28 protein-coding genes are annotated in these 26,471 nt (G+C 71.8%); 14 read left to right on the top strand and 14 right to left on the bottom strand.

All coding sequences use genetic code 11. The features are described 5' to 3' along the window. Positions 1–12 precede the first annotated feature (12 nt). Together AB0J36_RS09255 and AB0J36_RS09260 are read right to left on the bottom strand one after the other, a co-directional pair. A complete protein-coding gene (locus AB0J36_RS09255; RefSeq protein WP_357394296.1) occupies positions 13–1,578 on the bottom strand; it encodes an amidohydrolase in 1,566 nt (521 codons plus the stop codon). Positions 1,579–1,582: 4 nt separating this feature from the next. Further along, the gene (locus AB0J36_RS09260; RefSeq protein ID WP_357119429.1) at positions 1,583–2,632 is read right to left on the bottom strand and encodes a zinc-binding alcohol dehydrogenase; all 1,050 of its coding nucleotides are present in this window, start codon (positions 2,630–2,632) and stop codon (positions 1,583–1,585) included. A 153-nt stretch (positions 2,633–2,785) separates the two neighbouring features. On the opposite strand from AB0J36_RS09260, the gene AB0J36_RS09265 reads away from it, so the two are divergent. After that, the gene (locus AB0J36_RS09265) at positions 2,786–4,177 is read left to right on the top strand and encodes a lysine 2,3-aminomutase (protein ID WP_357170036.1); all 1,392 of its coding nucleotides are present in this window, start codon (positions 2,786–2,788) and stop codon (positions 4,175–4,177) included. Between the two features lie 25 nt (positions 4,178–4,202). Here AB0J36_RS09265 and AB0J36_RS09270 read toward each other — a convergent pair whose 3' ends face one another. The 3 genes from AB0J36_RS09270 to AB0J36_RS09280 form a co-directional block, all read right to left on the bottom strand. Then, complete coding sequence (locus AB0J36_RS09270) at positions 4,203–4,883, bottom strand: polysaccharide deacetylase family protein (protein WP_357394294.1); 681 nt, start codon at positions 4,881–4,883, stop codon at positions 4,203–4,205. A gap of 487 nt (positions 4,884–5,370) precedes the next feature. Continuing rightward, on the bottom strand, positions 5,371–5,712 hold the full coding sequence (locus tag AB0J36_RS09275; protein WP_357118516.1) for a YnfA family protein: 342 nt from the start codon (positions 5,710–5,712) through the stop codon (positions 5,371–5,373). 74 nt (positions 5,713–5,786) lie between these two features. Further along, on the bottom strand, positions 5,787–5,981 hold the full coding sequence (locus AB0J36_RS09280; protein ID WP_357118513.1) for a CsbD family protein: 195 nt from the start codon (positions 5,979–5,981) through the stop codon (positions 5,787–5,789). Positions 5,982–6,137: 156 nt separating this feature from the next. On the opposite strand from AB0J36_RS09280, the gene AB0J36_RS09285 reads away from it, so the two are divergent. Continuing rightward, entirely contained in the window at positions 6,138–6,749 is a 612-nt protein-coding gene (locus AB0J36_RS09285; protein ID WP_357118510.1) for a histidine phosphatase family protein, read from the top strand. Here the strand turns inward: AB0J36_RS09285 and AB0J36_RS09290 are convergent. From AB0J36_RS09290 to AB0J36_RS09300, 3 genes are all read right to left on the bottom strand, one after another. After that, positions 6,679–7,185: an Lrp/AsnC family transcriptional regulator gene (locus AB0J36_RS09290; protein WP_355051132.1), complete on the bottom strand. Its 507-nt coding sequence runs from the start codon at positions 7,183–7,185 to the stop codon at positions 6,679–6,681. The genes AB0J36_RS09285 and AB0J36_RS09290 overlap by 71 nt on opposite strands. Before the next feature lie 68 nt (positions 7,186–7,253). Beyond that, positions 7,254–8,396 (bottom strand): acyl-CoA dehydrogenase family protein, encoded by a 1,143-nt coding sequence (locus tag AB0J36_RS09295; RefSeq protein ID WP_357394291.1) that lies wholly within the window; start codon positions 8,394–8,396, stop codon positions 7,254–7,256. Then, entirely contained in the window at positions 8,393–9,502 is a 1,110-nt protein-coding gene (locus tag AB0J36_RS09300) for a Xaa-Pro peptidase family protein (RefSeq protein WP_357394289.1), read from the bottom strand. The genes AB0J36_RS09295 and AB0J36_RS09300 overlap by 4 nt, the downstream gene beginning before the upstream one ends. A gap of 203 nt (positions 9,503–9,705) precedes the next feature. Between AB0J36_RS09300 and AB0J36_RS09305 the strand changes: the two genes are divergently transcribed. Beyond that, on the top strand, positions 9,706–11,076 hold the full coding sequence (locus AB0J36_RS09305; RefSeq protein WP_357394287.1) for a glycosyl hydrolase family 18 protein: 1,371 nt from the start codon (positions 9,706–9,708) through the stop codon (positions 11,074–11,076). Positions 11,077–11,115: 39 nt separating this feature from the next. On the opposite strand, the gene AB0J36_RS09310 is transcribed toward AB0J36_RS09305, so the two are convergent. Continuing rightward, positions 11,116–12,003 carry a winged helix-turn-helix transcriptional regulator gene (locus AB0J36_RS09310; protein WP_357118497.1) on the bottom strand — a complete coding sequence of 296 codons (888 nt, stop codon included), beginning with the start codon at positions 12,001–12,003 and terminating at the stop codon, positions 11,116–11,118. Between the two features lie 98 nt (positions 12,004–12,101). On the opposite strand from AB0J36_RS09310, the gene AB0J36_RS09315 reads away from it, so the two are divergent. Continuing rightward, a complete protein-coding gene (locus tag AB0J36_RS09315; RefSeq protein WP_357394333.1) occupies positions 12,102–13,364 on the top strand; it encodes an MFS transporter in 1,263 nt (420 codons plus the stop codon). On the opposite strand, the gene AB0J36_RS09320 is transcribed toward AB0J36_RS09315, so the two are convergent. Further along, a complete protein-coding gene (locus tag AB0J36_RS09320; protein WP_357170027.1) occupies positions 13,348–14,442 on the bottom strand; it encodes a DUF4037 domain-containing protein in 1,095 nt (364 codons plus the stop codon). The two genes, AB0J36_RS09315 and AB0J36_RS09320, sit on opposite strands and share 17 nt — an antisense overlap. A 121-nt stretch (positions 14,443–14,563) precedes the next feature. Between AB0J36_RS09320 and AB0J36_RS09325 the strand changes: the two genes are divergently transcribed. From AB0J36_RS09325 to AB0J36_RS09340, 4 genes are all read left to right on the top strand, one after another. Next, positions 14,564–14,779 (top strand): hypothetical protein, encoded by a 216-nt coding sequence (locus AB0J36_RS09325; protein WP_357170024.1) that lies wholly within the window; start codon positions 14,564–14,566, stop codon positions 14,777–14,779. A gap of 59 nt (positions 14,780–14,838) precedes the next feature. After that, positions 14,839–15,768, top strand: a complete 930-nt coding sequence (locus tag AB0J36_RS09330) for a 5'-3' exonuclease (RefSeq protein WP_357170021.1) — start codon at positions 14,839–14,841, stop codon at positions 15,766–15,768. 84 nt (positions 15,769–15,852) lie between these two features. Then, positions 15,853–16,587: a DUF1963 domain-containing protein gene (locus AB0J36_RS09335; RefSeq protein ID WP_357394285.1), complete on the top strand. Its 735-nt coding sequence runs from the start codon at positions 15,853–15,855 to the stop codon at positions 16,585–16,587. A gap of 119 nt (positions 16,588–16,706) precedes the next feature. Continuing rightward, a complete protein-coding gene (locus AB0J36_RS09340; RefSeq protein WP_357118481.1) occupies positions 16,707–17,567 on the top strand; it encodes a class I SAM-dependent methyltransferase in 861 nt (286 codons plus the stop codon). 118 nt (positions 17,568–17,685) lie between these two features. Here the strand turns inward: AB0J36_RS09340 and AB0J36_RS09345 are convergent, their stop codons facing one another. Beyond that, positions 17,686–18,402, bottom strand: a complete 717-nt coding sequence (locus tag AB0J36_RS09345) for an isocitrate lyase/phosphoenolpyruvate mutase family protein (protein ID WP_357118478.1) — start codon at positions 18,400–18,402, stop codon at positions 17,686–17,688. Positions 18,403–18,593: 191 nt separating this feature from the next. Between AB0J36_RS09345 and AB0J36_RS09350 the strand changes: the two genes are divergently transcribed. Genes AB0J36_RS09350 through AB0J36_RS09360 form a run of 3 tightly spaced genes read left to right on the top strand, consistent with a single transcriptional unit; the run spans position 18,594 to position 19,844 of the window. Beyond that, positions 18,594–19,052 carry an SRPBCC domain-containing protein gene (locus AB0J36_RS09350; protein WP_357394283.1) on the top strand — a complete coding sequence of 153 codons (459 nt, stop codon included), beginning with the start codon at positions 18,594–18,596 and terminating at the stop codon, positions 19,050–19,052. Next, positions 19,049–19,399, top strand: a complete 351-nt coding sequence (locus AB0J36_RS09355; RefSeq protein ID WP_357118472.1) for a metalloregulator ArsR/SmtB family transcription factor — start codon at positions 19,049–19,051, stop codon at positions 19,397–19,399. Before AB0J36_RS09350 ends, AB0J36_RS09355 begins: the two co-directional genes overlap by 4 nt. A gap of 1 nt (position 19,400) precedes the next feature. Continuing rightward, complete coding sequence (locus AB0J36_RS09360) at positions 19,401–19,844, top strand: SRPBCC domain-containing protein (protein ID WP_357118469.1); 444 nt, start codon at positions 19,401–19,403, stop codon at positions 19,842–19,844. Positions 19,845–19,852: 8 nt separating this feature from the next. Here the strand turns inward: AB0J36_RS09360 and AB0J36_RS09365 are convergent, their stop codons facing one another. From AB0J36_RS09365 to AB0J36_RS09375, 3 genes are all read right to left on the bottom strand, one after another. Further along, positions 19,853–20,155 carry a GNAT family N-acetyltransferase gene (locus AB0J36_RS09365; protein WP_355051143.1) on the bottom strand — a complete coding sequence of 101 codons (303 nt, stop codon included), beginning with the start codon at positions 20,153–20,155 and terminating at the stop codon, positions 19,853–19,855. Positions 20,156–20,238: 83 nt separating this feature from the next. Continuing rightward, entirely contained in the window at positions 20,239–20,508 is a 270-nt protein-coding gene (locus tag AB0J36_RS09370) for a GlsB/YeaQ/YmgE family stress response membrane protein (RefSeq protein WP_357394280.1), read from the bottom strand. Positions 20,509–20,688: 180 nt separating this feature from the next. After that, positions 20,689–21,861, bottom strand: coding sequence for a beta-propeller fold lactonase family protein (locus tag AB0J36_RS09375; protein WP_363660376.1), 1,173 nt, complete (start codon positions 21,859–21,861; stop codon positions 20,689–20,691). A gap of 236 nt (positions 21,862–22,097) precedes the next feature. Here AB0J36_RS09375 and AB0J36_RS09380 point away from each other — a divergent pair, with 236 nt between their 5' ends. From AB0J36_RS09380 to AB0J36_RS09390, 3 genes are all read left to right on the top strand, one after another. Further along, positions 22,098–22,817, top strand: coding sequence for a DUF1223 domain-containing protein (locus AB0J36_RS09380; RefSeq protein ID WP_357118457.1), 720 nt, complete (start codon positions 22,098–22,100; stop codon positions 22,815–22,817). A gap of 63 nt (positions 22,818–22,880) precedes the next feature. Continuing rightward, complete coding sequence (locus tag AB0J36_RS09385) at positions 22,881–23,255, top strand: MmcQ/YjbR family DNA-binding protein (RefSeq protein WP_357170004.1); 375 nt, start codon at positions 22,881–22,883, stop codon at positions 23,253–23,255. Positions 23,256–23,427: 172 nt separating this feature from the next. Next, positions 23,428–26,340, top strand: coding sequence for a glycosyl hydrolase (locus tag AB0J36_RS09390; protein WP_357170001.1), 2,913 nt, complete (start codon positions 23,428–23,430; stop codon positions 26,338–26,340). Positions 26,341–26,471: the final 131 nt, after the last annotated feature.

Below are 26,471 nucleotides of genomic sequence, written 5' to 3' on the forward strand. Positions count from 1 at the left end.
TCATCTGCTCGCTCACGACGACCCTTCCTCATAGATGACCTCGCCGCGCAGCACCAGCCGCCGGCACACCGGCAGCGGCGTCGGATCGTCCGGGCCGCGCAGGTCCGGATCCTCGGCCAGCAGCACCGGCAGGCCCCGCTCGACGCCGGCCGGCGTCGACCACACCGCGAACGTCGCCGGGGCGCCCAGCGCCAGCACCCCCTCGGCGTCCAGGTGCACCGCCCGCCACCCGCCGCGCGTGTGCGCCGCGAACGCCGCCCGCACACTCATCCGCTGCGCCGGGTTGTGATGCGCCGCCGCCGCCCGCACCGACCCCCACGGGTCCAACGGCGTCACCGGCGAATCCGACCCGAACGCCAACGCCACACCCACCGAGTGCATGGCACCCATCGGGTTCGACTCCAACGACCGCGCAAGGCCCAGGCGCGCCTCGTACATCCGGCCCGCACCACCCCACAGCCGGTCGAACGCCGGCTGCACGCTCGCCACGATCCCGTACTCCACGAACCGCGCGATCATCCGCCGGCTCATGATCTCGGCGTGCTCCACGCGGTGCCGGGCCGCCCGCAGCCGCTCCACACCCAGCGTCGCCGCCGCCGCCGCGAACCCGTCCAGCACCGTGCCGATCGCCGCGTCACCAATCGCGTGGAACCCGCCCTGCAGACCGTGCGCCGCGCAGTCCACCAGGTGATCACGCACCTGCTCGACCGTCAGGTAGCCGTGCCCGCAGCCGTCACCGTCGCCGTACGGCTGCGACACGTGCGCCGTACGCGACCCCAACGCCCCGTCGGCGAACAGGTCCCCGCCAGCGCCCACCGCGCCCAACTCCCGGGCCCGCGCCGCGCCACCCAACTCACCCCAGTACCCGTACACCTCCGGCACCCCCGCGCCGGAGATGCCCAGCAGGCCCGTGAAGTCCTCCTCGTCGGAGATCTCCGGACCGCCACACTCGTGCACCGCGGCGATCCCCAGCGACGCCGCGTGCGCGAGCGCCACCCGCTGCGCCGCCACCCGCTGCGCCCGCGTCACCGCACCCTGCGCCGCCGCCCGCACCACGTGGTGCGCGTCGCGACGCAGCCAACCCGACGGGTCGTAGCCGGCCGCGTCCACCACCTGCGGGCACGCCGCCAGCAACGCCGACGACACCAACGCCGAATGGATCGACGCCTGCGACAGGTACACCCGCCGGCCGCCGGCGGCCCGGTCCAACGCCGCCGCGTCCGGCAGCGTCGCGTCCGACCAACCCGACTCGTCCCAACCGTGCCCCAGCACCACCGCGTCCGCCGGCAGACCCGCCGCGAAACCCGCCACCGCGTCCAGCAACTGCCCCGCCGAGCGCACGCCAGACAACTCCAGCCCGGACAACGCCAACCCGGTGTCCGTGGCGTGCACGTGCGCGTCCACGAACGCCGGCGTCACCAGCGCCCCACCCAGGTCCACCACCTTCTCGGCCGGCGGCGCGTCACCGTCCGTGCCCAACCAGGTGATCCGCCCACCGGACACCAGCAGCGCGGTCGCGCTCGGATCCGCCGGACAGTGCAACACGCCGCCGCGGTACAACGTCGAGGGGTTCGTCATGACCTCAGTCTGCCGCGATCCGCGCCGCGAAAAGCTGGCGCACCCCCGGCTCGGCACGCAGCAACCCCAGCGCCAACTCCGCGTGCCCCGGCACGTACCCGTTGCCCACCAGCATCGTCACGTCCGCCGCCAGCCCCTCCGCGCCCAACGCCGCCGCCGAGAAGCTCGTCGCCATCGAGAAGAAGATCACCGTGCCGCCGTCCGCGGTCGCCAGGACCGCCCCGTGCTCACAACCCGGCACGTCCACGCAGACCACCGTCACGTCAGCCGGCGTACCCAACGCCGTGGTCACCGCCGTGGACAGGCCCACCGGATCCCGCGCGTCGGCCACCGCCACCACCGACGCCAGACCCGCCGCCGTCAGCGCGTCGCGCTCCGCCGCCACCGGAACCACCCCGACGGTACGGGCGGCGCCCGCGCGCCGCGCTGCGGCCAGGGACAGCGACCCGCTCTTGCCCGCCCCACCGATCACGGCCACGCTCACCGGCGTCGGATCACCCGCACGCCGCCGGTCCTCGACCTGACGCGACACCACCCGCGCCGTCAGCGCCGGCGCCCCGCACACGTCCAGCACGGCGAGGGACAGCTGCGGATCCTCGTCCTCGGGCAGCACCGCCGCGATCGACCGGGCGAAAAGGATCGCCCACCCGTCACACGGCACCTGCTCGCTGCGACCGTCCCAGCGGGCCAACCCGTCGGTGATCACCAGCGGCGTCAGCGTCAACGACACCAGCGAGGCGACCCGCTCGCCGGCCTTGAGTCCCAGCGGGGAACGCCGACCGGCCTCCTCGACGACGCCGATCAACATCCCACCCGAGCCGGTCACCGGGTTCTGCATCTTGCCCCGCGTGGAGATGATCTCCAGGACCTCGGCGCGTACCGCGTCACCGTTCCCGCCGTGCTTCTCCGACAACTGGCGGAAGCTCGCCGCGTCCAGGTTCAGACGCTGCACCCGGATCCGCACCTCGTTCGGCGCGATCTCCCTCGACGCGTCCAGGCGCCACGCCGCCTGCGGCAGCACCCCCGCCGGTTGCACGACGCGGTGCAGTCCCACCGGTGACGTCACGCCAACCTCCCCTGCGCAGCCGCTCGAAGCCCCGGCCAGGGCTCGCGTAACGGGAAAACTTACGGCAGACTAATTTCTTTGCCGAATATTTTCCAGTAGCCTTCGAGCTTCAATGATCCACCGCACCACCGAGGAGGGGCCGTGACCCAGACCATCCCCCAACCCCGTCACGCCCCGGTCGCCACACCGACCGCCGGGCAGCCGTACGAATACCACCGCCGCCCCCTGGTCGAACCCGACTGGACCCGCTTCCCCGGCTGGCGACACGTCACCCGCGACCAGTGGGAAAGCGCCCAGTGGCAGCGGGTCAACTGCGTCAAGAACATCAAGCAGCTGCGCGCCGTCCTCGGCGACACCATCGACGAGACCTTCTACGCCGACCTCGAGGCAGACCAGAAGGCACTGGCCACCATGTCCATGCTGGTGCCCCCGCAGATGATCAACACGATGGTGCCGTTCGAGACGATGAGCACCGAAGCGCTGCTCGCCGACCCGATCCGCCGCTACATGATCCCGGTCGCCTCCGACCGACGCACCGACTGGCCCTCACACCCCTACGCCAGCCGTGACAGCCTCCACGAGCACGACATGTGGGTCGCCGAAGGCCTCACCCACCGCTACCCCACCAAGGTCCTCGCCGAACTGCTCTCCACCTGCCCGCAGTACTGCGGGCACTGCACCCGCATGGACCTCGTCGGCAACTCCACCCCCACCGTCGACAAACTCAAACTCACCCTCAAGCCCGTCGACCGCTACGACGCCCACATCGCCTACCTCAAGAACCACCCCGGCGTACGCGACGTCGTCGTCTCCGGCGGCGACGTCGCCAACGTCCCCTGGCGCAACCTCGAGTCGTACCTCATGCGGCTGCTCGACATCGAAACCGTCCGCGACATCCGGCTCGCCACCAAGGCCCTCATGGGCCTCCCCCAACACTGGCTCCAGCCCGACGTCGTCGAAGGCCTCGAACGCGTCGCCCGCACCGCCGCCCGACGCGGCGTCAACCTCGCCATCCACACCCACGTCAACCACGCCCAGTCGCTGACCCCACTGGTCGCCAAGGCCGCCCAGACCGCGCTCGACGTCGGCGTACGCGACGTCCGCAACCAGGGCGTCCTCATGCGCGGCGTCAACGCCACGAACGCCGACCTGCTCGACCTCTGCTTCGCCCTGCAGGGCGAAGCGGGCATCCTGCCGTACTACTTCTACATGTGCGACATGATCCCCAACGCCGAGCACTGGCGGGTCCCGGTCTGGCACGCCCAGCAGCTCCAGCACGACATCATGGGCTACCTGCCCGGCTACGCCACCCCGCGGATCGTCTGCGACGTCCCCTTCGTCGGCAAGCGCTGGGTCCACATGCTCACCGACTACGACCGTGAGCGCGGCATCTCCTACTGGACCAAGAACTACCGCACCTCCATCGAGTCCGCCGACCTGGAGGCGCTCAACAAGCGCTACGCTTACTACGACCCGATCGACACCCTGCCCGCCGACGGCCAGCAGTGGTGGAGCGACCACCGCGACGACTGACGTACCCGAGGTGCTGGCCGCCCACTCAACCGGTGGCCAGCACCTCGGACAACGGCGCCGGCGTCAACCCACGCTCGCGTAACCCGGCCAGGATGTGCGGCAATGCCTCATCGGTCATCGTCGCGTTCGCCTCGGTCACATGCATGATCACCACCGAGCCGGGACGGACGTGGTCCAGCACGGCCCGCACCAGCGGCTTCCACGCCTTCGCGAACGGATCACCGCTGATCACGTCCCCGTCCACCACCGTCACACCCAACGGCGCGAGGGCGTCCAACGCCGCCGCGTCGTGGCACAACCCCGGAAAGCGGAAGTATCGGGTCTGCCGCCCCCCGTACGGCGCGAGCACCTCGAACGTCTTCGCCACGTCGGCGGCCAACTCGTCGACCGGCAGCCGGGGCAGGTCGTAACAGTCCGCCGTGAACGCCGCGTGCCCGTAGGTGTGGTTCGCCAACTCGAAGCGCGGATTGCCGGCGATCCGCCGGGTCACCTCCGGGTACCGCCGCACCCACTTGCCGGTCAGGAAGAACGTCGCCGGCACCTGCTCGCGCTCCAGCAGGTCGAGGATCCGCAGGTTCGCGTACGACCGCACCTTGCCGCTGCGCAGATTGGCCAGCATCCCGTCGGTCATGTCCGCGTCGAACGTCAGCGCGACCCGGGTGCCGGCCCGTGGCCCGTGGTCGACCACCGGCGCCCTGGTCCCCACCCTCGACGCCCCGGGGACGCTCGCAACCCCCGGCGTCGGAGTAGCTGTCGATGCGGCGCTGCTGGCCGAGGGCGCGGCGGAGGATCCGACGAACGTCGGCCGCTCCGGCGGCGGCACCCGAGAAGCCGCGCACCCGCCCACGCCAAGCGAACCCACCACAACCAGCACCCCACACCAGAACGAGCGGAGCCGTGGTCCCATCACGCGCCGCATCATCGCAGAATCGGGTACGTCTCACCGCCCCGCCCACCTCACGCCGATCTTGCGCTTTCGGTCGCCGGAATAAGCGATATGACCCCTTACGACACCACAGAAAGTGCAAGATCGCCGCACGCGGGAGCCCCGGGCCTCCTAGCGGGCCGTCGATCATGGACTTGTGGTGGGGACGAAACACTCGCGAGACCATGAATCAGGCACCACAAGTCCATGATCGACGGCGTGGAGGGGGTGGCGGGGTGGCGGCGTGGAGGGGGTGGGTGGCGAGGGGTTATGGGGTTGTGGTGCGGGGGGTGTACATGATGATGGCTACGCCTAGCAGGCAGAGCGCTGCGCCCAGCAGGTCCCAGCGGTCTGGGCGGAATCCGTCGACCACCATCGCCCAGCCCAGCGAGCCGGCCACGAACACGCCGCCGTACGCGGCCAGGATGCGGCCGAAGTTCGGATCCGGCTGGAACGTGGCCACGAAGCCGTAGCAGCCGAGGGCGACCACACCGGCGGCGATCCACCACAGACCGCGCTGCTCACGCCAACCCTGCCAGACCAGCCAGGCGCCGCCGATCTCAGCCAGGGCGGCCAACGCGAACAACACCAGCGAACGAAGCACGGTCACGCCGCCGACCCTAACGGCTCGCACGCGTGGGGTCCCGGAGCGGCATCTGCTCGGGGACCCCACGACCGCTCAGGTCACTTGTTGAAGGCGTCCTTCACGTTGCGACCCGCGTCCTTCACGTTCTGACCGGCCTGCTTGGCGCGCGCGTCACTCTGCTCACTGGCGCCCTCGCCACGCATCCGCTCGTTGTTGGTCATGTCGCCGACCCGCTCCTTCGCGGCCCCGGCCATCTGCTCGACCTTGTTCTTTGCCTTCTCGGTGAAGCTCATCGCGCCTCCTCGGTCTGGCGGTTGTCGCCGCTCGCTTGCCCGGTCTTCCGGTGCTGAAACCGGTGGTGCCGGTCGGCACACCCGCTAGGGCGTCCTAGGAAGATAGGTTGAGGGAGGGCGGCCCGGACCACGCCGCCACGGTGGTTAACTGGCCGCATGGGAGAGCTCCTGCTGATCCGGCACGGCGAGACCACCTGGAGCGCCAGCCTCCGGCACACCTCGTACACCGACCTGGAGCTGACCCCCGACGGCGAGCGACAGGCCCGGACCCTCGCGGCGTTCCTCGCCGGCCGGCGCTTCGCCACCGTCCTGTCCAGTCCCCGCTCCCGGGCGCTGCGCACCGCGCAGCTCGCCGGGCTCACCGTCGACGCCGTCGACGAGGACCTCAGCGAGTGGAACTACGGCGAGTACGAGGGCCGCACCACCGTCGACATCCACGACGACGACCCGCACTGGAACATCTGGACCGACGGCTGCCCCGGCGGCGAGTCACCCGCCCAGGTGGGCGAGCGTCTCGACCGCGTGCTGACCCGCGTCACCCCGTTGCTCGACCGCGGCACCGTGGCCCTGGTCGGCCACGCGCACAGCCTGCGGGTGCTCGGCGCCCGCTGGATCGGGCTACCGCCGTCCGCCGGCGGACGACTGCGGCTGGACACCGCGACGGTGAGCGCGCTCGGTCACGAGCACGGCCGGCAGGTCATCCTGCGGTGGAACCAGCCGGCTCCTCCGGCGCCCGGGACCGCGACCGACCAGGCGCCCCGGCACTGATCTTCGGCGGACGATTCTCGTACGGCGTGGACAGCACCACCGTCGTCCGGGTCGTCACGTTCGCCGAGGTGCGGATCTCCTGCAACACCCGCTCCAGGTCCGTCGGGCTGGCCACCCGCACCAACAGCAGGTAGAAGTCCTCCCCCGCCACCGAGTAGCACGAGTCGATCTCGGGTAGGTGGGCGAGCCGCTCCGGCGCGTCGTCCGGCTGCGACGGATCGAACGGCCGGATCGCCACGAACGCGGTCAACGGCAGGTCCAGCGCCTCGAAGGAGACCCGGGCCGCGTACCCCTTGACGACGCCGCGTTGCTCCAGCCGCCGTACCCGCTGGTGCACGGCGGACACCGACAGTCCCACCCGCTCGGCCAGGTCGGTGTACGACAGGCGGCCGTCAGCGGTCAGGGCGGCGACGATGGCGCGGTCGATCTCCTCCACGGCGAGCAACCTACCGGGAAATCGGCGCGACGGCGACGAGGAACCCCGCCGCGCCGCCCCGCGCCTGGTCAGCTCTTCGCGAGCGCCCGCGAGATCACCAACCGCTGGATCTGGTTGGTGCCCTCCACGATCTGCAACACCTTCGCCTCGCGCAGGTACCGCTCCACCGGGTGATCGGCCACGTAGCCGGCCCCGCCGAGCACCTGCACGGCGTCGGTGGTCACCCGCATGGCCATGTCGGTGGCGAACAGCTTCGCCTTCGCCGCCTCGATCGAGTACGGCCGCCCGGCGTCGCGCAGCCGGGCCGCCGCCAGGGTCAACGCGCGGGCGGCGGAGATCTGGGTGGCCGCGTCGGCGAGCAGGAAACCCAGACCCTGGAAGTCGATGATGGACCGGCCGAACTGCTGCCGCTCCCGGGCGTAGCCGACGGCGTAGTCCAGCGCCCCCTGAGCGAGCCCCACCGCGCAGGCCGCGATGCCGAGCCGGCCGGAGTCCAGCGCGGACATCGCGATGGTGAACCCGGCCCCCTCACCACCGACCAGCCGGTCGGCCGGCACCCGTGCCCCGTCGAAGACGATCTGCGCCACCGGCGAGGAGCGCAGCCCCATGGTCCGCTCCGCGGTCTGCGGCGCGATGCCGGCGGTGCCCGCGTCGGCCACCAGGCAGGAGATGCCCTTCGGGCCGGGACCGCCGGTGCGGCAGAACACGTTGTAGAAGTCGGCGCTGTGGGCGTGCGTGATCCACGCCTTGGTGCCGGAGACGACGTACGCGTCGCCGTCGCGGACCGCCCGGGTGCTCAGTGCCGCCGCGTCCGAGCCACCCTGCGGCTCGGAGAGGCAGTACGCGCCGAGCAGCTCGCCGCCGAGCATGTCCGGCAGCAGCTTGCGCTGCTCGTCGGTGCCGAACGCGGCCACCGGGTAGCAGCTCAGGGTGTGCACGCTGACCGCCTCGGCGACCGCGAGCCAGCGGCTGGCCAGGATCTCCAGCACCTGCAGGTACACCTCGTACGGCTGCGCCGCGCCGCCGTGCTCCTCGGCGTACGGCAGACCGAGCAGGCCGGCGCGGCCGATCGTGCGCAGCACGTCGCGGGGAAACTCGGCGCGTTCCTCGAAGCCGGCGGCCTTGGGCGCCAGCTCACGGTCGGCCAGCTCGGTAGCGAGGTCCAGCAGGTCGTGGGCCTCGTCGGTGGGGAGGATCCGGTCGACAGTCATAGCGCGATGAGCTCCGTGGGGGTGGTGTTGAGCCGTTGCACGCCGTCCGTCGTGCAGACGACGATGTCCTCGATGCGGGCGCCGTGCCGGCCCGCCAGGTAGATGCCGGGTTCGATGGAGAACGCCATACCGGCCTCCAGGGGCCGGTCGTTCCCGGCCACCAGGTAGGGATCCTCGTGACCGTCCAGGCCGATGCCGTGCCCGGTGCGGTGCAGGAACGCGTCGCCGTATCCGGCGGCCGTGATGGGCGTCCGGGCCGCCGCGTCGGCCGCCGCCGCGGTGCGGCCGGGCCGGACCGCCGCCACCGCCGCGCGCTGGGCCGCGTGCAGCACCGCGTAATACGCCTCGAACTCGGCCGGCGCGGTCCCGCCCGCCAGGTAGGTGCGGGTGCAGTCCGAGCGGTAGCCCGACGGCATGGTGCCGCCGATGTCGACCACCACCGGGTCGCCGACGCCGATCGGCCGGTCCGAGGTGCCGTGGTGCGGGCTCGCGGAGTTGGGGCCGGCGGCCACGATGACGAAGTCGACGCTGACGTGCCCGGCGGCGCGGATCGCGGCGGCGATGTCGGCGGCCACCTCGACCTCGGTGCGCCCGGGTCGCAGCCACTCGCCCATGCGCAGGTGCACCTCGTCGATCGCCGCGCCGGCCTCGGCGAGGGCCGCGATCTCCGCCGGGGACTTGCGGATCCGCAGCTCGCGCAGCACGTCGCCGGCGAGCCGCTGCGCGGCGCCGGGCAGCGCCGCGCGCAGGGCGAGGACCTGCTCGGCCCACATCCGGTCGGCGAGCCCGACCGCCGCCGCCGGGCCGTCGAGGGCGGCCACGACCAGGGGGTACGGATCCGCGCCGTCGGCGTGGTCGACGATGCGCAGACCGGTGGTGGTCGAAGCCTCGGCGGCGGGACGTTCCAGCCGGGGCACCACGAGCGTGGGCTCACCCTCGGCGGGCAGCACCAGGCAGGTCAGCCGCTCCCCCGCGTGGGCGTCGTAGCCGGTCAGGTAGCGCAGGTCGGAGCCGGGCGTGAGCAGCAGCGCGTCCAGGCCGGCAGCGGCGGTGGCGCGCTGCGCGGCGACCAGCCGGTCCGGCGGGTACAGCTCGTCGGTTCCCACCCGGTCAGCTTAACGGTCGTTTGGGCATCGTCAGAAGCCGCGTGGGCTCCGCGACGGAAATTCATCGGTGTTGATTGACTCGGACAGTTAACACTCTTTAAGATTTGGCCACCTCGAGGCCCACCCGTTCCTGCATCCCCCACGTCCCGCCCGCGACAACCCTGCGCGGGCGGGTGTCGTCCCCCGCCCACGGGAAGGCCCCCATGTCCTCACCACTGCGCCGCGTCCTCAGCGCCGGCCTGCTCGCCCTGGCCACCGCCGTCACCACCGTCGCCCTCGTCCCCACCGCCGCGCAGGCCGTGGTGCTGCCGAACGGTTTCAAGAGCGTCGGCTACATGCCCTCGTGGGCCGGCAACGTCAACACGATCCAGTACAACAAGCTCACCCACATCAACTACGCCTTCGTGCTGCCCAACAACGACGGCAGCCTGCGCGCCGTGGAGAACCCGAGCAAACTCTCCTCGCTCGTCTCCCAGGCGCACGCCAACAACGTCAAGGTCTCCATCGCCGTCGGCGGCTGGAACGACGGCAACGACTCGGCCTTCGAAGCCCTCGCGGCCAACTCCGGCAGCCGGTCGGCGTTCGTCAACAACCTGGTCAACTTCGTCAACCAGTACAACCTCGACGGCGTCGACATGGACTGGGAGTACCCCGACCCGGGCGCCTCGGCCAACAACTACACCCAGCTCATGACCCAGCTCGGCAGCGCCCTGCACAGCCGCGGCAAGCTGCTCACCGCGGCCGTCGTCTCCGAGGGCTACTACCTCGACGGCGTGCCGACCGCCGTGTTCAGCCAGGTCGACTGGCTCAACATCATGGCGTACGACGGCGGCAGCCCGCACTCCAACTACGACTGGTCGATCAACAGCATCAACCTGTGGAAGTCCCGTGGCCTGCCGGCCAGTAAGGCCGTCCTCGGCATCCCCTTCTACAGCCGCCCCGGCTACTACACGTACTCGGCGCTCGTCGCCCTGGACCCGGCCAACGCCAACCGGGACTGCACCACGGCCGGCGGCGCGCAGCAGTGCTACAACGGCATCCCGACCGTCAAGCGCAAGACGCAGTGGGCCCTCGCCAACGCCGGCGGCGTGATGAACTGGGAGCTGTCGCAGGACACCACCGGCTCCACCTCGCTGGTGAGCGCCATGTACGACACCATCATGGGCGGCACCACCCCGCCGCCGTCGGGTCGTACCGGCCGGATCACCGGGATCGGCGGCAAGTGCGTCGACGTGGCGGCCGCGAGCACCGCCAACGGCGCCGCCGTCCAGATCTACACCTGCAACGGCACCGCCGCGCAGACCTGGACCGTCGCCACCGACGGCACGCTGCGCGCCCTCGGCAAGTGCGCCGACATCACCAGCGGCTCCACCGCCAACGGCGCGAAGGTGCAGCTGTACGACTGCAACGGCAGCGGCGCGCAGGTGTGGCAGGCGCAGTCCAACGGCACGCTGCGCAACCCGCAGTCCAACAAGTGCCTGGACGTCACCGACAACACCTCGGCCGACGGCGCCCGCCTGCAGATCTGGGAGTGCTTCGCCGGCGCCAACCAGCGCTGGACGCTCCCGGCCTGACCCGACCCGTACGCCTCGATCCCCGGTCGACGCCTCGCGTCAGCCGGGGATCGTCGCGTGGTCGCGGGCCAGCGCCAGCATCTCGTCGACCGACCCGGCCGGATCGGTGACCGGGAACTGCACCGCCCGCACCACCGACGCCGGGTCGACCAGCATGGTCAGTCGCTTGAACCGGGTCACCCCGCCGGCCCGGAAGGTGGGCAGCAGCAGGCCCGCGGCGAGTCGGCCGTCCTCGTCGGACAGCAGCGGAAAGGGCAACCCGGCGTGGGCGGTGAAGTCGGCGAGCTGGTCCGGTCGTTGGGTGCTGATGCCGTACACCCGCACCCCCAGGTCCCGGAACCGCGGATACCGGTCGGCGTAGGTGGTCGATTCCAGGGTGCAGCCCCGCGCGCCCGGGATGTCGGCCCACCCGGGCGGATAGGCGTTCACGCCCGGCGCGTACGCGCCCGGGAAGAGGTAGAGGACGCTCCAGGCGTCCGGCGTCGCGACCGGGACCGGCCGTCCGTCCGGCCCAGGCAGGACGACCTCGGGCAGTCGCCGCCCGACGAGATGGTGCACCCGTCGGGCCTCGGCGGAGGCGTCGTCGGCGGTCGCGGTCAGTTCCCCGTCACCCATCAGGTGCCTCGTTCCCCAGTCCTGTAGGGCGATCAGCACCGGTAGCAGGCCCTCGCCCCGCGCGGTGAGCAGGTAGTCGTGCCGGGGCGGGTGCGCGGAGTACGGGCGACGTTCCAGCACGCCGTGCTCCACCAGCGCGGCCAGGCGTTCGGTCAACGCCCGCCGGCTGACGCCCAGCTCGCGCTGGAGCGCGTCGAAGCGGGTCGTGCCGCCGGCGACGTCGCGCACGATAAGGAACGTCCACCAGTCCCCCAGCACACCGAGCGCCTGCGCGATGCCGCAGTCCGCGTCGGCGAGATCCTCCCGTCGCACCCGCTTCCTCCCTCTGTCCCCACCCGACTATAGTCCGTTCCAGAATGGAACGCACTGACACCAGGAATGCCGCGGCGCGACGAACGGGGGCCGACGACATGCACGTCGACGCACGGGCCGGGGTGTTCTGGCGCTGGTGGACCGCCGGCACGACCAGCATGGTCGGGTCGGCGGTCGGCGCGGTGGCCCTGCCGCTGACCGCGCTGGTCGTCCTGAACGCCTCCGCCTGGCAGATGGGTCTGATCGCTGCGGCCAGCTACGTCGCCTGGATCGTGATCGGCCTGCCGGCCGGTGTCATCGTGCAACGCCTGCCGCTGCGCGGCGCCCAGGTCGGTGCGGACGTGGCCCGAGCGCTCGCCGTCGCGTCGATCCCACTGGCCTGGTGGTGGGGGCAGCTCACGGTGACCCACCTGGTGATCACCGCGCTGGTCGTCAGCTTCGCCAACGTGCTGTTCGACGTGGCCAACTCGACCTTCCTGCCCAGCATCGTCGAGCGCGAGCAGTTGCAGTCGCGCAACAGCCTCACCTCGGCCACCCACGCCGCGACCCTGCTCAGCGGCCCCTCGCTCGGCGGATTCGCCGTGCAGGCGCTCGGCGCGGTGCCCACCCTGCTCGTCGACTCGGCCAGCTACCTCGTCTCCGCGGCTCTCCTGCGTACGCTGCCCGCGCGCCGGGTCGACGCGCCCGAGCACTGGCCGCCGGTCGGCGCGCTGATCCGCGAGGGCTGGCGCTACGCCGCGTACCACCCCGTCATCGGTCCGTGCATGTGGGCCGCGACGGCCATGAACTTCGTCTGCGGCGCGCAGTTCGCGCTGCACCCGCTCTACCTGGTCCGCGACCTGCACGCGCCACCCGGCCTGGTCGGCGTCCTGCTCGCCGTCGAGGGTGTCGGCGCGCTGGTCGGCGCCGCCCTCACCACCCGGATCACCAGGTGGCTCGGCAGCGCCCGCGCGCTGGTCGCCGCCGGACTCACGACGGTCGTCGGCGCGGTCCTGATTCCCGGAGGCACCGGTTGGCCCGCGTACGTGGCCTTCGCCGCCGGCAGCATCGTCTTCTCCCTCGGCACGGTCGTGCTCAGCGTGACCACCCGCACGTACCGGCAGATCGCCAGCCCGCCCGAGCTGCTCTCGCGGGTGATGGCGACCGTACGGTTCGTCTCCTGGGGCGCGATCCCGGTCGGTGGGCTCGTCGCCGGCGCGCTGGCCGGCCCGCTCGGCACGCGCGCCACCCTGCTCGTCGTCGCGGCTACCCTCATCGGTGCGCCCCTGGTGCTGCTGCTCTCACCGGTCCGGCACCTGCACGACCTCACCGACCATGACCGCGACGAGAGCCGGCGTCCGGCCGTCACCGCTGGTCGGTGAGCGCATCCGACCACAGACCGCCGGCCACCCGGCGAGCCCTGGCCGCGTCGCCGAGCACGTCGACGCTGTGCACGTACTGGTCGACCGCACCCCACAGCGGTCGGTCGCGCATGGTCGGATCGGTCATTGCGGCGCGTAGCGCGACGGCGACACGCTCGGCACGCAGCACCAGGAACGGCCGGCGGTGGAACGGGACGGCCCGGGCGCGTACCGGCGCTGCCAGAGACGTTTCGTCGGTCCACCGGGCCATGGTCTCCAGCGCCTCGACCAGACCAGCCTGGCGTCGGGTCCAGTCGCCCGGGCCCACCGCCTCGGCCAGCGCCGCGACCACCGGGGCCGCGCCGGGCAGTCCGGCGAAGACCGTGCCGAGCCACTTGTCGTACGGCGGCCAGCGCCGACGCAGCAGCAGACCGAGCCGGAGCAGGTCTCTGGCGAGGCCCCCGGTGACGATCCGGCTGCCCAACTCGTCGCCGACCTCGGCGCACCGGCCGGGCAGGTGCTCAGCCTGCGCGACCCGGGTCCACACCGCGGCCAGGACGTACCGCCACACGTCCGGCGGATACCACCGCACCGCGTCCCGCCGGGCCGTCAGCGCCCCGTCGAGCCCGTCGTGGAAGACCGCGCCGCCGGTCACCTCGGCGAGCCGCTGGGTCGGGCACGCCAGCCAGTCCGCCGTGCCGACCCCGGCCATCGGGTCGAACCCGAGCCGCTGGCGCCACCACACTGCCACGTCGTCGATCGTGACCCCGTGCCGCGTCCCGGCCGCGTCGGCGACGCCCAGTCGACCGTCGTCACCGGCGAAACGAGTGGGCCAGCCCAGGAAGGCCGCGGGCAGCTCAGCGTCCAGCACGGCGCGCAGTCGCGGGATCGCGGCGACGTCCGCCGGCCCGACGAACACCTGCACCCGAGGACCCCAGTCGTGGTCGGTGGACCGGGCCGTGTCCAGGCCGAGCACCTCCGAGCCACCGTCGAGCAATCCCGCCGCGTACCGCAGGCCAGGGAGGCGACCGCGCAGGATCGGCGCGACCACCTCGTCGTGGTACCGCCGGGCCAGCACCAGGCCGGGAAGGAACGCCACACCGGCAGTCTGCGCCGTCGGCGGCCCGGCCCGCACGCTGGTTTCCCGGGTGGGACCGGGGCGGGGGCCATAGCCTGGGATCGGGAGGCCGACATGGGTGGCCCCGACCGGGAGGGCCGACGTGACATCGAACGACGCGAACCGGGCGGCGACCCGCCGTCGTCGGCAACTGTGGGCCGGAGTCCTCGCGCTCGTCGGCCTGGTCCTGCTCGTGATCGGCCTGACGGTGGCCGACGGCGTCGCCGCCTGGGTCGAGGTGGTGGTCGCGATCCTGTTGCTGGTGACCAGCTACGTGGTGCAGCACCTCGCCCGCCGCGACACCGTCTATCGGCGCTGACGCCGCTGGGCGGCCGGGCGTACCGCTGATCGTCGGAGGGCTGTGCCAGGCTGTCGGGCGTGGCACACCGACCCCCGATCCTGCTGATCGACGCAGCCAGCCTCTACTTCCGGGCGTACTTCGGCATTCCGGAGTCCGCCGCGCGCACCGAGGACGGCCAGCCCGTCAACGCGGTGCGTGGCTTCCTCGACATGCTTGCCACGCTCATCCGTGGTCGCGGCGCGGACCGGATGGTGTGCGCCCTCGACTACGACTGGCGACCGGCGTGGCGGGTCGAGCTGCTGCCGTCGTACAAGGCGCACCGGGTGGCCCCGCAGGGCGGCGAGGTCGTCCCCGACACGCTCTCCCCCCAGGTGCCGATGATCCTCGAGGTCCTCGACGCGGTCGGCATCACCGCCGTCGGCGCGAAGGGCTACGAGGCCGACGACGTGCTCGGCACGCTGTCGGTGACCCAGCCGGGCCCGGTCGAGGTGGTCTCCGGCGACCGGGACCTGTTCCAGCTCGTCGACGACTCCCGGGACGTGCGCCTGCTCTACGTCGGGCGCGGCGTGGCCAAGCTCGACGACTGCGACGACGCGGCGGTACGCGCCCGCTACGGCGTGCCGGCCGATCGGTACGCCGACTTCGCCGCCCTGCGCGGCGACCCCAGCGACGGGCTGCCCGGGGTGCCGGGCGTCGGCGAGAAGACCGCCGCACGGCTGATCGAGCGGTACGGCAGCATCGACGGCGTCCTGGCCGCGCTGGACGACTCCGACTCGTCGTTCGCGCCGGGTCTGCGTACCAAGCTGGCGGGCGCCCGCGACTACCTGGCCGTCGCGCCGACGGTGGTCCGGGTGGCCCTGGACGTGGCCCTGCCGGAGCTGCCCACCGCGCTGCCGACGGCCCCCGCCGACCCGGAGCGGCTGCTCGACCTGGCCGGCCGGTGGAACCTGGCCGGCTCCGCCCGCCGACTCGTGGACGCCCTGGCCGCCCGCGTCGACGCCGGCTGAGGAGACCCGGCCCGGCGCGGCGTCGAACCCGCGTGGCGGTCGCGCCCCGATGTCTGTCGGACCTTTCCGGCACAATGCCCGGCCATGGACGTACGACAGGAGTTCCGGGGCGCGGCCCGGGAAAAGGGCGTGCCGCTGGCCGAGATCGAGCGCTGGGTGCGGCTGGCCCGACCACAGACGGAGCTGGTTCCCAAGGGCGACGGCCTGCCGGTGGTCGGCCGGTTCGGCGGTCTCGCGGCGTTGCCGCCGGATGCGGAGTGGCCGCCCGGGCAGTGTCTCGCTTTGACGCTCGACCTCGCCGCGATTCCCTCGCACGGGCACGACCTCGACCTGCCGGCCGACGGGTCGCTGCTGTTCTTCGTCGAGCCGCGCTTCACGCCCACCCGGTGTCGGGTCGTCCATGTGCCGGCGGGCGCCGCGGTGACGGAGCGCCCCGACCCCGGAGTGCCGGTCTTCGATCCGGTTCCGCTGCACGCTCGTGCCGGCTGGAGCCTTCCGGAGAACGAGCGCGAAGCGCCGTTCGACCTTCGCCTGGACGACGAGGTCGAGGAGGCGATCGGCGAGGTGATGTGGTACCTCGACGGCAACGACCACGACTTCTCCCTCGGCGGCTACGGCGCCGCCAGCACCGGCGGAGCGGACAATCCCATCCTCGACGGCACCGAGCACACCGTGCTGGCCACCGTCTGGCTGGACGAGGGGCAGGTGGGTGACGCGTTCGGCGAGACGTTGATCGTCGTCAACTTCATGATCAGGCATACGGACCTGGCCGAGCGCGCCTTCGACCGGATCTGGCTGATGACGGACTTCAACGGCTGACCCGGTCAGGGGCGCCGACGGCGTGTGTGGCGGCGCGACGGTGTCGGGGCACCGCCCTAGTGCTGTGACCACGAACGTTCACGGTGTTGGGTGACGCGCCGCCTAGCTAGGCTGAACGCATGACTCATGCGGCGGAACCGATCGAACCGTCCGGGGTGTGGGCCACAGCCGTGGGCGTGGCCCGGGTGCGGGCAATGGAGACGGCACGCGAGCAGCCGCTGTTCCGCGACCCGCTGGCGCTGGCATTCGCCACGGCCGGCGGGAGAGGCCCCGGGACGCCGCCGCCCCCGCGCACGGACGAGGCGGCGCGGCGCCGCTGGCTCGGTGTGGCCTTCTCGATCGTCATCCGGACGAAGTTTCTGGACGACCTGCTGGATCGGGCGGTCGCGTCCGGCGTCCGGCAGGTCGTGCTGCTCGGGGCCGGGATGGACAGCAGGGCCTTCCGGATGGACTGGCCCGCGGGTACGCGGTTGTTCGAGGTCGACACGGCCGAACCGCTGGGCTTCAAGGCCGCGGTGCTGCGTCAGGAGCGTGCCGTTCCGCGCTGCGAGCGGATCACCGTCCCGGTCGACCTCCGCGAGGATTGGTCCGCCGCCCTGGCCGCGGCCGGGCATGATCCGGCGCAGCCGACGGTGTGGATCGCCGAGGGGCTGCTGATCTATCTACCCGGGGACGCAGTGGAGTCGCTGCTCGAACGGGTCGGCGCGCTGTCCGCCGCAGGCAGCAGGATGGGCCTCACACTGGGCTCGCGCGGTGTGGTCGAACGCTTCCGGGGGGATGCCGTTTCGGGATCGGCAGCGTCGATGTGGGTCTGGGAGATGCCGGAGGACCCGGTCGGCTGGCTGGACGGCCTCGGCTGGGAGGCGGAGGCCTTCACCCTGCGTGAGCGCGCCGAGGCCTACGGACGTCCTGCGCTCACCCCGCCTCAGCAGGACGAGGGCGCGGGCGGGCTCGTCTCGGCGGTTCGCGCCGCGCCCTGATCACTGCGCCGCCGCATCCGTACGAGATCTGTCACCGACACAGCCTGACCGCCACGACGCCATCCGACCAACAGGCCCGACGGCCTGTCGGCCAACGTGAACGTTCGTGGTCACGGCACTAGACGCGCAGGTTCGCCGCCAGGTCGCCGATCGCGCCCATCGCGTACCGCTGCAGGCCTGGGCCGAAGGTGATGCGGGTGGCGCCGTTGCGGGCCAGCGCGGCCACCGACTCCCGGCTCGGGGCGGCGGCCATGTTGATCGGGCCGGCGATGCCCTTGCGCAGCGCCGGAAGGACGTCGATGGGCGCGCGCAGCGGGTAGACGCAGTCGACCCCCGCCGCCACGTAGAGCTTCGCGCGGGCGATCGCGTCGGCCGGATCGCCGGTGCCGAACAGGAAGGTGTCGACGCGCGCGTTGATGACGAGCGCGTCGCCGGCCACCGCCCGCACCTCGGCCAGCCAGTCCGCGTGCCGCTGCGGTTCCTTGAGCGTGGCGTGCCCCTCGGAGTCCTCCAGGTTGCAGCCGACGGCACCGGCCTCCAGCAGCCGCTCGACCAGTTCGGCGGGCGTCAGCCCATACCCGTCCTCGACGTCGGCGGAGACCGGTACGGACACGGCCCGGACGATCCGCGCCACCGCGGCGAACATCTCGGCGGCCGGGGTCGCGCCGTCCTCGTAGCCGAGGGAGGCCGCGACTCCGGCGCTGGGCGTGGCGAGCGCGTCGAATCCGGCGTCGGCGAAGACCCGGGCGCTGCCCGCGTCCCAGGCGTTCGGCAGGACGAGCGGGTCGCCGGCCGGGCGGTCGTGGTGCAGGGCACGGAGCACGGAGGCAGTCATCGTTCAGGTCTCCCGGGGGTCGTGAAGGGACGACGGTGCGGGCCGGACAGGCCACCCGACCTGCACCGTACCGCCGTCGCACGCGCCATGCCGCCGGGAGACCCGCCGCGCCGACGCGCAACGAAAGGTTGCACGTCGCCGCCGGGCCGTTGTACCGTGACGCAACCAAAGGTTGCGAGAGGGTGGTACGCATGGAGTACGGAGTGATCGAACGCGACATCGACGTCGACGCCTCACTCGAGGTGGTCTTCGAGGTGATCAGCCAGCCCGAGCACGTGCGGGAGTGGTGGCCGGACGACGCCCGGTTCGAACCGGTCGCGGGCGCGCCCGGCGAGCTGGTGTGGCGCGACGCGCAGACCGGCGCGACGACGACCGTCGACCTGGCCGTCGTCGACGTGGACCCGCCGAAGCGGTTCTCCTTCCGGTGGTGCTTCACCGAGCCGGACCGCGGCGGCCAGTCGTTGCTGGTCACCTTCGACCTCGTTCCGACCGCCACGGGGACCCGCGTCCGGATGACGGAGACCGGGTTCCGCGAGATGGGCTGGGAGGTCGCCCTGCTGGAGAAGCAGTACCAGGACCACGTCAGCGGGTGGAACCACTACGTCCCGAACCTCGGCGCGTACGTCACCCGGCTGGTCGCCACGTCATGACCACGGCAGTCGACGATGCCCTGTGGTCGGCGATCGGCGATCCCATCCGGCGCAGCATGATCGACCTGCTGCTCACCGGCGGGCCCGGCACGGCCACGTCACTGAGCGAGCGACTCCCCGTCACCCGCCAGGCCGTCTCGAAGCACCTGACCGTCCTGGACCGGGTGGGCCTGATCCACTCGACTCCCGCCGGTCGGGAGCGTCACTACCAGGTCGACGAGGCGCAACTGGCCCGCGCGGTCGCCCAACTGACCGCCGTCGGGGCGACCTGGGACGCCCGCCTGCGCCGGATCAAGCGGATCGCCGAGACGATCGAACGTCACCGCACCGACAACCACGGAGAATGAGATGGTCGACATTTTGCACCGGGTCGGCGTGGTCGCCCCGCTCGACGACGTCTACCGCGCGGTGGCCACCCCGGAGGGACTCGCCGGTTGGTGGACGACCGACACGGTCGGCACGAGCGAGGTCGGCGGGCAGCTGGCCTTCCGGTTCGGCGACGTCGGTGGCTTCGACATGCAGGTCCTCGACCTGGACCCCGGCGGCCACGTCCGCTGGCGGGTCACCGGGGGTCCTGAGGAATGGGTCGGCACCGAGATCGACTGGCACCTTGACCAGCGGGGCGACCACACGATCGTCCTGTTCGCCCACGAGGGCTGGCGTGCGCCGGGCGAGTTCATGCACCACTGCAGCACCAAGTGGGCGACGTTCCTGATGAGCCTGAAGGAGCTGGTGGAGACCGGGCGGGGCAGGCCCGCCCCGGACGACGTCGCGATCAGCGACTGGCACTGAGCGCGGGGCTACTTCACCTTGCGGGTGGACCGTACGACGATGTCCTCGTACTCGGGGTGCTTCACCAGCCACTCGGCGAGGAACGGACAGATCGGCACCACGCTGCGGCCCTTGGCGCGCGCGTCGTCCATGACGGCGCGCGCCAGGGTCGAGCCGACGCCCCGACCCTCGTACGCCGGATCGACCTCGGTGTGGGTGTAGGCGATGATGGCGCCGGTCAGCTGGTAGGTGACGATGCCGGCGACCGCGTCCGTCTCGTCGCGCGCCTCGAACCGCTCCCGCGCGGGCACGTCTGTCACGGTGAACTGCACCGGATCATCCAAGCACAGCGCCCGTGGCGACCAGTCGTCGCCACGGGCGCGTGGGGGCCGGCAGCCCCCGAGGGAGCGGGGCGTCAGGGGCGCCGACGGCCCAGGACGGCGGCGGTGCCGGCCACACCGATCGCGGCGAACACGACCTGCAGGAGCAGCTCGATCCAGTCGATGCCGGCGGTGTCGTCGACACCGAGGGCCCCGGCGACGAGCGTGCCGAGGATCGCGGCGAGCACGCCGATCGCGAGGGTGAGCACGATCGAGATGTTCTGCTTGCCGGGAACCACGAGGCGACCGAGGGCGCCGATGACCAGGCCGATGATGATCGCGGTGAAGAAGCCCTGGATTTCCACGGGGGCCGTCCCTTCCGAAGGTGTTGTCGTCAGCGACGTCTGGTTGCCCCATGCCCGGCCCCGCCGAAACCGGCGATCGACCCACGGGCTGATTTGTCACACAGTTGTCATGTCCGGGCCGGGACGGGGACGCGCGCTGGTCCCGGCCGCAAGCGACCGGGACCAGCGGCGGGTCGATCGTCAGGAGGCGGCGATGCCCTCCATGCCGATGCCGTCGGTGAACTTCGGCAGGCCCTCGACGGTGGTGACGAGGCGCAGGGAGCCGTTGTCGTTCACCTCGTAGCCCTGAACGTTGCCGGCGGCGGCGTTCTGGACGTACAGGAAGCCGTCGCTGGTGGTCATGTCGATCGACCCGCCGCCGGTGTCGGCGGCGACGGCGTGCACGAGCTGGAGCTTGCCGTCGTCGTCGACCTTGTAGGCGCTGATCGTGGAGCTGCCGGCGTTCGCGACGTAGAAGTAGTCGCCGACCCGCTGGATCCAGCAGGGCGCCTGCTGGCCGTTCGGCACCGACGGCCCGAACTGGTCGAGGGCGCCGTCGTCGTCGATCTCGAAGCGGCTGACCTCGTTGCTGCCGGACTCGGTGACCAGCACCGAGTCCTCGCTGTCGAAGGTGAAGCCGAACGGCGTGGACCCGGCGTCACTGATGACCGGCTGGCGGGACAGTTCGCCGTGGCGACCGATCTCGTAGCTGAACATGACGTTGGCCGCCTTCGTCGACACCAGGACGAACTCGCCTTCCGGGTCGATCTTGACCTGGGCGGGAGCGGTCATGAACGCCGGCGGGTTGCCGTTGTGCAGGCCGAGCGAGCGGTTGGCGCCGTGGATCGGCGACAGGCGTCCCTTGTCCAGCTCGAAGCCCTGCACCGACCCTTCGCCACCGGCGTTGAGCACGTAGACGAGGTGGTCGCGGACCGTGACGCTGACCGGGAGCAGACCCCCGGACCAGATCACCTGCCGCTTGTGCAGCCGGGTGCCGTCGACGTCGAAGACGGTCACGGTGTTGCTGCCGGCGTTAACGGCGAACAGCAGCCCGCGGTGGTAGATCAACGACCCCTGCGACGCCAGCGCGTCGACCGGCGCGCCGATGGTGAAGCCGCCGAGGCCGCCGGTCTCGTACTCCCCCGCCTTGCTGAGCTGGCCGTCGTCGTCGCGCTCGTACACCTTGATGGTGTTGCCCTCGGCCTTGTTGGTCTGGACGAAGACCGCGCCCTCGCTGCCCCGGTGGTGTCCGCGTCCCCCGCCGTCATCGTGGCCACCTGCGGGACCGCCGTCCGCGAAGGCGGCCCCGGGAAGGCTTCCGGCGCTGGTCAGACCCACCAGGAGGGCCGCCGCTAGCGCTACGCTGCGCTTCATCACTGATCTCCTTAGCCGCAACTCACGAGGAATGAGAGTTTTTCTCTCCTTCGCAAGCTATCGGAGGAAGATCCCCCTTCGCGGTTGGTTACCCGTAAGTGGCATCGCCGCGCGTAACGGCGGATTTGTGCTACAAGAGGCGTTCCAGGAGCCGGAACCACCTCGCTGCCCAGGCGTCGTCGGCGCGGTAAGGGGAATCGCAGAGCGGTCAGCGGTCGCACCGGAGGAGACACACCATGACGAACCCCGCACCGGGTCCACGCTCGTCGATGAACGGTGGTGGTGTCGCCGTCGTGGAGTTGTTCACCTCCCAGGGCTGCAACAGCTGCCCGCCCGCCGAGGAGCTGCTCACCGAGATCGAGCGCGACGCCCGCACGCGTGGGGAGCCGGTGTTCGCCCTCGGCTTCCACGTGGACTACTGGGACGATCTGGGCTGGCCCGACCAGTTCGCGGACGCGGCACACACCGCACGGCAGGAGGCGTACGCCCGCGCCTTCGGCTCCGGACGTCTCTACACCCCGCAGATGATCGTCAACGGCAGCGTGGAGTTCGTCGGCTCCGACCGGGGCCGGGCCGCGAGCGCCATCGCGTCCGCCCTGACGTCGGCCGCCGCCGCGCCCCTGACGGTGTCGGTGCCGCAGGTCGGCGGAGGCGGCACGCCGTTGGTCCTGGACTACCGGGTCGAGCGGCCGCCGCAGCGCGCGGTGGTGAACGTGGCGATCGTGCAGCGCGGCCTGGACAGCGCGATCGCCCGGGGCGAGAACGCCGGCCGGACGCTGCGGCAGGACAACGTCGTACGCGCCTTCGCGTCGACACCCCTGCACGGCGAGCGGGGGCAGGTGGAGCTGGCCGTGCCGCCGGACCTCGACCCGGGCCAGGCCACGGTGATCGGTTACGTCCAGCGCGAGGCCGACCGGGTGGTCGTGGGCGCCGCGGCGGTCGACCTGTCCGGCTGAGTCCTGTCGGTCCCGGTGCGTACTCTCGGCTCATGCGAATGGCGCGTGACGTGCGGGGTCCCGGTGGCTGACGCCGACGACGTCCGCCGCCTGGCCCTGGCCCTGCCCCAGACCGTCGAGATCGACAGCGAGGGCTTCGACTTCCGGGTGGCCGACAAGGGTTTCGTCTGGTCCTATCCGGAGCGCACGCCCGGCCGGCCACGGGTGATCCGCCTCGACATCGCGGTGCTGTTCGTCGGGGACGAGGCCGAGAAGCAGGCGCTGCTGCTCGGTGAGCCCGACGTCTTCTTCACCACGCCCGGGTACGACGGCCTGCCGCTGGTGCTGCTGCGCCTGGCGGCCGTCGACGTCGACCGGCTCCGCGAGCTGGTGACCGACGCCTGGCGGATGCGCGCGCCGGAGGCGCTGCACGCCGAGCTGGACGGGGTCGGCCGGTAACCCCGGTCAGTTCGCGACATCCGCACGCAACCGAACGGACACATTGACGGGGATCTCGACGGTCGATTACCGTGCCGTCTGAGAGAGCGCTCTCTCGATCGACGTTTTCCACAATTCAGACGCAAGGCGCCGGGGCGGCACGATCCGCGCCCGGACGCGCGATGGAGGCACCATGAAACCTCCCGTCCCCCACCGCCGATGGGCGCTGGCAGCCGCCACCGCCCTGGCCCTGGTCGTCGGTGGCCTCACGATCCCCGTCACCCGTGCCGCCGAGGCCGCGCCCGTCGGCGCCGGCAGCTACACCACCACCCCGGTCGGCGCTCTCCCCACCGGCTGCGGGCAGATGTCCAGCAACCCCCGGCAGTTCGCCACCGCCAACGCCCCCGCCGGAGCGGTGCCCACCAACGACTGGTGGTCCTCGCTGCTGTGGAAGCGCACCGACTGCGCCTTCAGCGAGCCCCTGCACGCCCACCCCACCTCGTACGACACGTTCACCGACGGGCTCGGCTTCTCGGCCAACTCCACCCCCGCCATCAGCGGCACCGCCACCGGCGTCGGCGAGTACCACTACCCGTACGTGCAGGACATCCGCGTCGGCGTGGCCGGGCTCGCCGCGCCCCAGGTCAAGGTGGACGGCTGGACCGACTGGACGGTCAGCCCGTACTGGAGCGACGGGGCCCGCACCCTGCGCGCCACCATCGGCCACGGCCTGCCGTTCGCCTACTTCCAGGCCACCGGCGGGGACGCGGTGATCGGCACGTCCGGCACCCCCGACGTGTGGTCCAACAGCGGGACCACCATCGGCTTCCGGGTCAACGGCCACGACTACGTGGCGTACGCCCCGAGCGGCGCGAGCTGGGCCGTCAGCGGTAGCCGCATCTCCTCCACCCTGGCCGGTCGCGGCTACTTCTCGGTGGCCCTGCTGCCCCCGACGGGCAGCGCCAGCGAGCGGGCCGACCTGGCCACCAGCTACGGCCGGTACGCGCACGCCCACGTCACCGGCACCCGGGTCTCCTACTCCTACGACCCGTCGACCAACGGCCTGAGCACGACGTACGCCTTCACCACCACCGCCCGCGAGGGCAGCGCCACGCAGACCGTGGTGAGCCTCTACCCGCACCAGTGGAAGTCCCTGTCGGGCTCGACCCCGATCACGCCGACCTACCCGTCGGCGCGGGGCCGGATGAAGGTCCTCACCGGGATCAGCCAGTTCCGTACCGCCATGACGTTCCAGGGCGTGCTGCCGGAGCTGCCGGCCGTCGGCGACGGGAGTGGATCGGATCTGTCCACGTTGACCGGTCACCTGGCCGCGGCCCGGAGCAACCCGATGGACCAGCGCGGCAACGACACGTACTGGACCGGCAAGGGGCTCGGCCGGGCCGCCCGGATCGCCGAGATCGCCGACCTGGTCAACGACACCACCACCCGCGACAGCGCGCTGAACGCGATCCGCTCCACGCTCACCGACTGGTTCACCGCCTCCACGGGCAAGACCAGCAAGCTCTTCTACTACGACGCGAACTGGGGCACCCTGATCGGCTACCCGGCGTCGTACGGCTCCGACCAGGAGCTCAACGACCACCACTTCCACTACGGCTACTTCGTCGCCGCCGCCGCGACGCTGGCCAAGTTCGACCCGTCGTGGGCCGCGAGCAGCCGCTACGGCGGCATGGTGGACCTGCTGATCCGCGACGCCAACAACTACCGTCGCGACGACACCCGCTTCCCGTACCTGCGGGACTTCGACATCTACGCCGGGCACGACTGGGCGTCCGGGCACGGCTCGTTCGGCTCCGGCAACAACCAGGAGTCGTCCTCCGAGGGGATGAACTTCGCCAACGCCCTCATCCAGTGGGGGCAGGTCACCGGCGACACCGCCGTCCGGGACGCCGGAATCTTCCTCTACACGACACAGGCCGCCGCGATCCAGGAGTACTGGTTCGACGTCAGCGACCAGAACTTCCCGGCCGCCTTCGGGCACTCCACCGTCGGCATGGTCTGGGGCGACGGCGGGGCGTACGCCACCTGGTTCAGCGGCGAGCCGGAGATGATCCAGGGCATCAACCTGCTGCCGGTCACCGGTGGGCACCTCTACCTGGGCGCCAACCCGGCGTACGTGCGCACCAACTACGCCGAACTGGTCCGCAACAACGGCGGGCCGCCGACGGTGTGGCAGGACATCCTGTGGCAGTTCCAGGCCCTCGGCGACCCCGACGCGGCCCTGGCCAACCTGCGCGCCAACCCGGGCTACACCCCGGAGGAAGGCGAGAGTCGGGCGCACACCTTCCACTGGATCCGCAACCTCGCCGCGCTGGGCACCGTCGACACGACGGTCAGCGCCAACCACCCGCTCAGCGCGGTCTTCTCCCGTAACGGCGCGCGCACCTACGTGGCGTCGAACCCGACCGCGAACCCGATCACCGTCACGTTCTCCAACGGCACGCGGCTCACGGTAGGGGCCGGACGGACGGCCACCACCGGGGCGTACACCTGGAGCGGCGGCAACGCCTCCGGCGGCGTACCGCCGACGAGCACGCCGACCACCGCACCGCCCACGACGGCACCGCCCACGACGGCGCCACCGACCACCGCCCCGCCGACCACGCCGCCGCCCAGCTCGGGCTCGCCGACGCGGTACCTGCTCGCCGGTGGCGGGTTGGGCAACGCGGGCAGCACGGCCACGACCACGGTCGCGGCCGCCAACGGAAACCACGACGGTACGCCGACGAACGCCCAGGTCTTCACCGCGACCGGCCTGAACCTCACCTACTCCGGTGCGCAGACCGCGTTCGACCTGTTCGTGGACGCGGGAACCGCCGTCGGCAACGGCACGCAGGTACGGGTCTCCTACGACCTGACCGGCAACGGCAGTTGGGACCGGACGGAGACGTGGCGCTACTTCGCCACCGACCCGGTCACCGGCTACGAGCACTACACCCAGAGCGCCGGCCTGGCCTCGGCGACCGGGACGTTGGGCACGTTGAGCAACGGCACGGTCCGGGTGGAGGTCTGGTCGGCCATCGGCAACAACCCCACCACCCTGGGCATCGGCAACCAGTCGGTGCTGCGCCTTCCGTACTCCTGACCGGTCCCTCCGCGCCCGCCGTCGGCCGTGCCCCGGCCCCCCGGGGGGGGGGGGGCCTGCCCCCCGGGCCCCGGGCTAGTTTGGGCGGAAGTGGGGTATCCGGGGTTGTACGTTAGGGGGAATTGCCGGGC

This window comes from Micromonospora sp. NPDC049662 (assembly GCF_040675055.1).
Taxonomy (GTDB): domain Bacteria; phylum Actinomycetota; class Actinomycetes; order Mycobacteriales; family Micromonosporaceae; genus Micromonospora.

What these genes read in the sequence shown, in the direction of transcription:
- AB0J36_RS09255 (WP_357394296.1), bottom strand. Translation starts at nt 1,578, where the DNA reads ATGACGAACCCCTCGACGTTGTACCGCGGCGGCGTGTTGCACTGTCCG.
- AB0J36_RS09280 (WP_357118513.1), bottom strand. Translation starts at nt 5,981, where the DNA reads ATGAGCTTCACCGAGAAGGCAAAGAACAAGGTCGAGCAGATGGCCGGG.
- AB0J36_RS09285 (WP_357118510.1), top strand. Translation starts at nt 6,138, where the DNA reads ATGGGAGAGCTCCTGCTGATCCGGCACGGCGAGACCACCTGGAGCGCC.
- AB0J36_RS09295 (WP_357394291.1), bottom strand. Translation starts at nt 8,396, where the DNA reads ATGACTGTCGACCGGATCCTCCCCACCGACGAGGCCCACGACCTGCTG.
- AB0J36_RS09305 (WP_357394287.1), top strand. Translation starts at nt 9,706, where the DNA reads ATGTCCTCACCACTGCGCCGCGTCCTCAGCGCCGGCCTGCTCGCCCTG.
- AB0J36_RS09315 (WP_357394333.1), top strand. Translation starts at nt 12,102, where the DNA reads ATGCACGTCGACGCACGGGCCGGGGTGTTCTGGCGCTGGTGGACCGCC.
- AB0J36_RS09335 (WP_357394285.1), top strand. Translation starts at nt 15,853, where the DNA reads ATGGACGTACGACAGGAGTTCCGGGGCGCGGCCCGGGAAAAGGGCGTG.
- AB0J36_RS09340 (WP_357118481.1), top strand. Translation starts at nt 16,707, where the DNA reads ATGACTCATGCGGCGGAACCGATCGAACCGTCCGGGGTGTGGGCCACA.
- AB0J36_RS09345 (WP_357118478.1), bottom strand. Translation starts at nt 18,402, where the DNA reads ATGACTGCCTCCGTGCTCCGTGCCCTGCACCACGACCGCCCGGCCGGC.
- AB0J36_RS09350 (WP_357394283.1), top strand. Translation starts at nt 18,594, where the DNA reads ATGGAGTACGGAGTGATCGAACGCGACATCGACGTCGACGCCTCACTC.
- AB0J36_RS09355 (WP_357118472.1), top strand. Translation starts at nt 19,049, where the DNA reads ATGACCACGGCAGTCGACGATGCCCTGTGGTCGGCGATCGGCGATCCC.
- AB0J36_RS09360 (WP_357118469.1), top strand. Translation starts at nt 19,401, where the DNA reads ATGGTCGACATTTTGCACCGGGTCGGCGTGGTCGCCCCGCTCGACGAC.
- AB0J36_RS09375 (WP_363660376.1), bottom strand. Translation starts at nt 21,861, where the DNA reads ATGAAGCGCAGCGTAGCGCTAGCGGCGGCCCTCCTGGTGGGTCTGACC.
- AB0J36_RS09380 (WP_357118457.1), top strand. Translation starts at nt 22,098, where the DNA reads ATGACGAACCCCGCACCGGGTCCACGCTCGTCGATGAACGGTGGTGGT.
- AB0J36_RS09390 (WP_357170001.1), top strand. Translation starts at nt 23,428, where the DNA reads ATGAAACCTCCCGTCCCCCACCGCCGATGGGCGCTGGCAGCCGCCACC.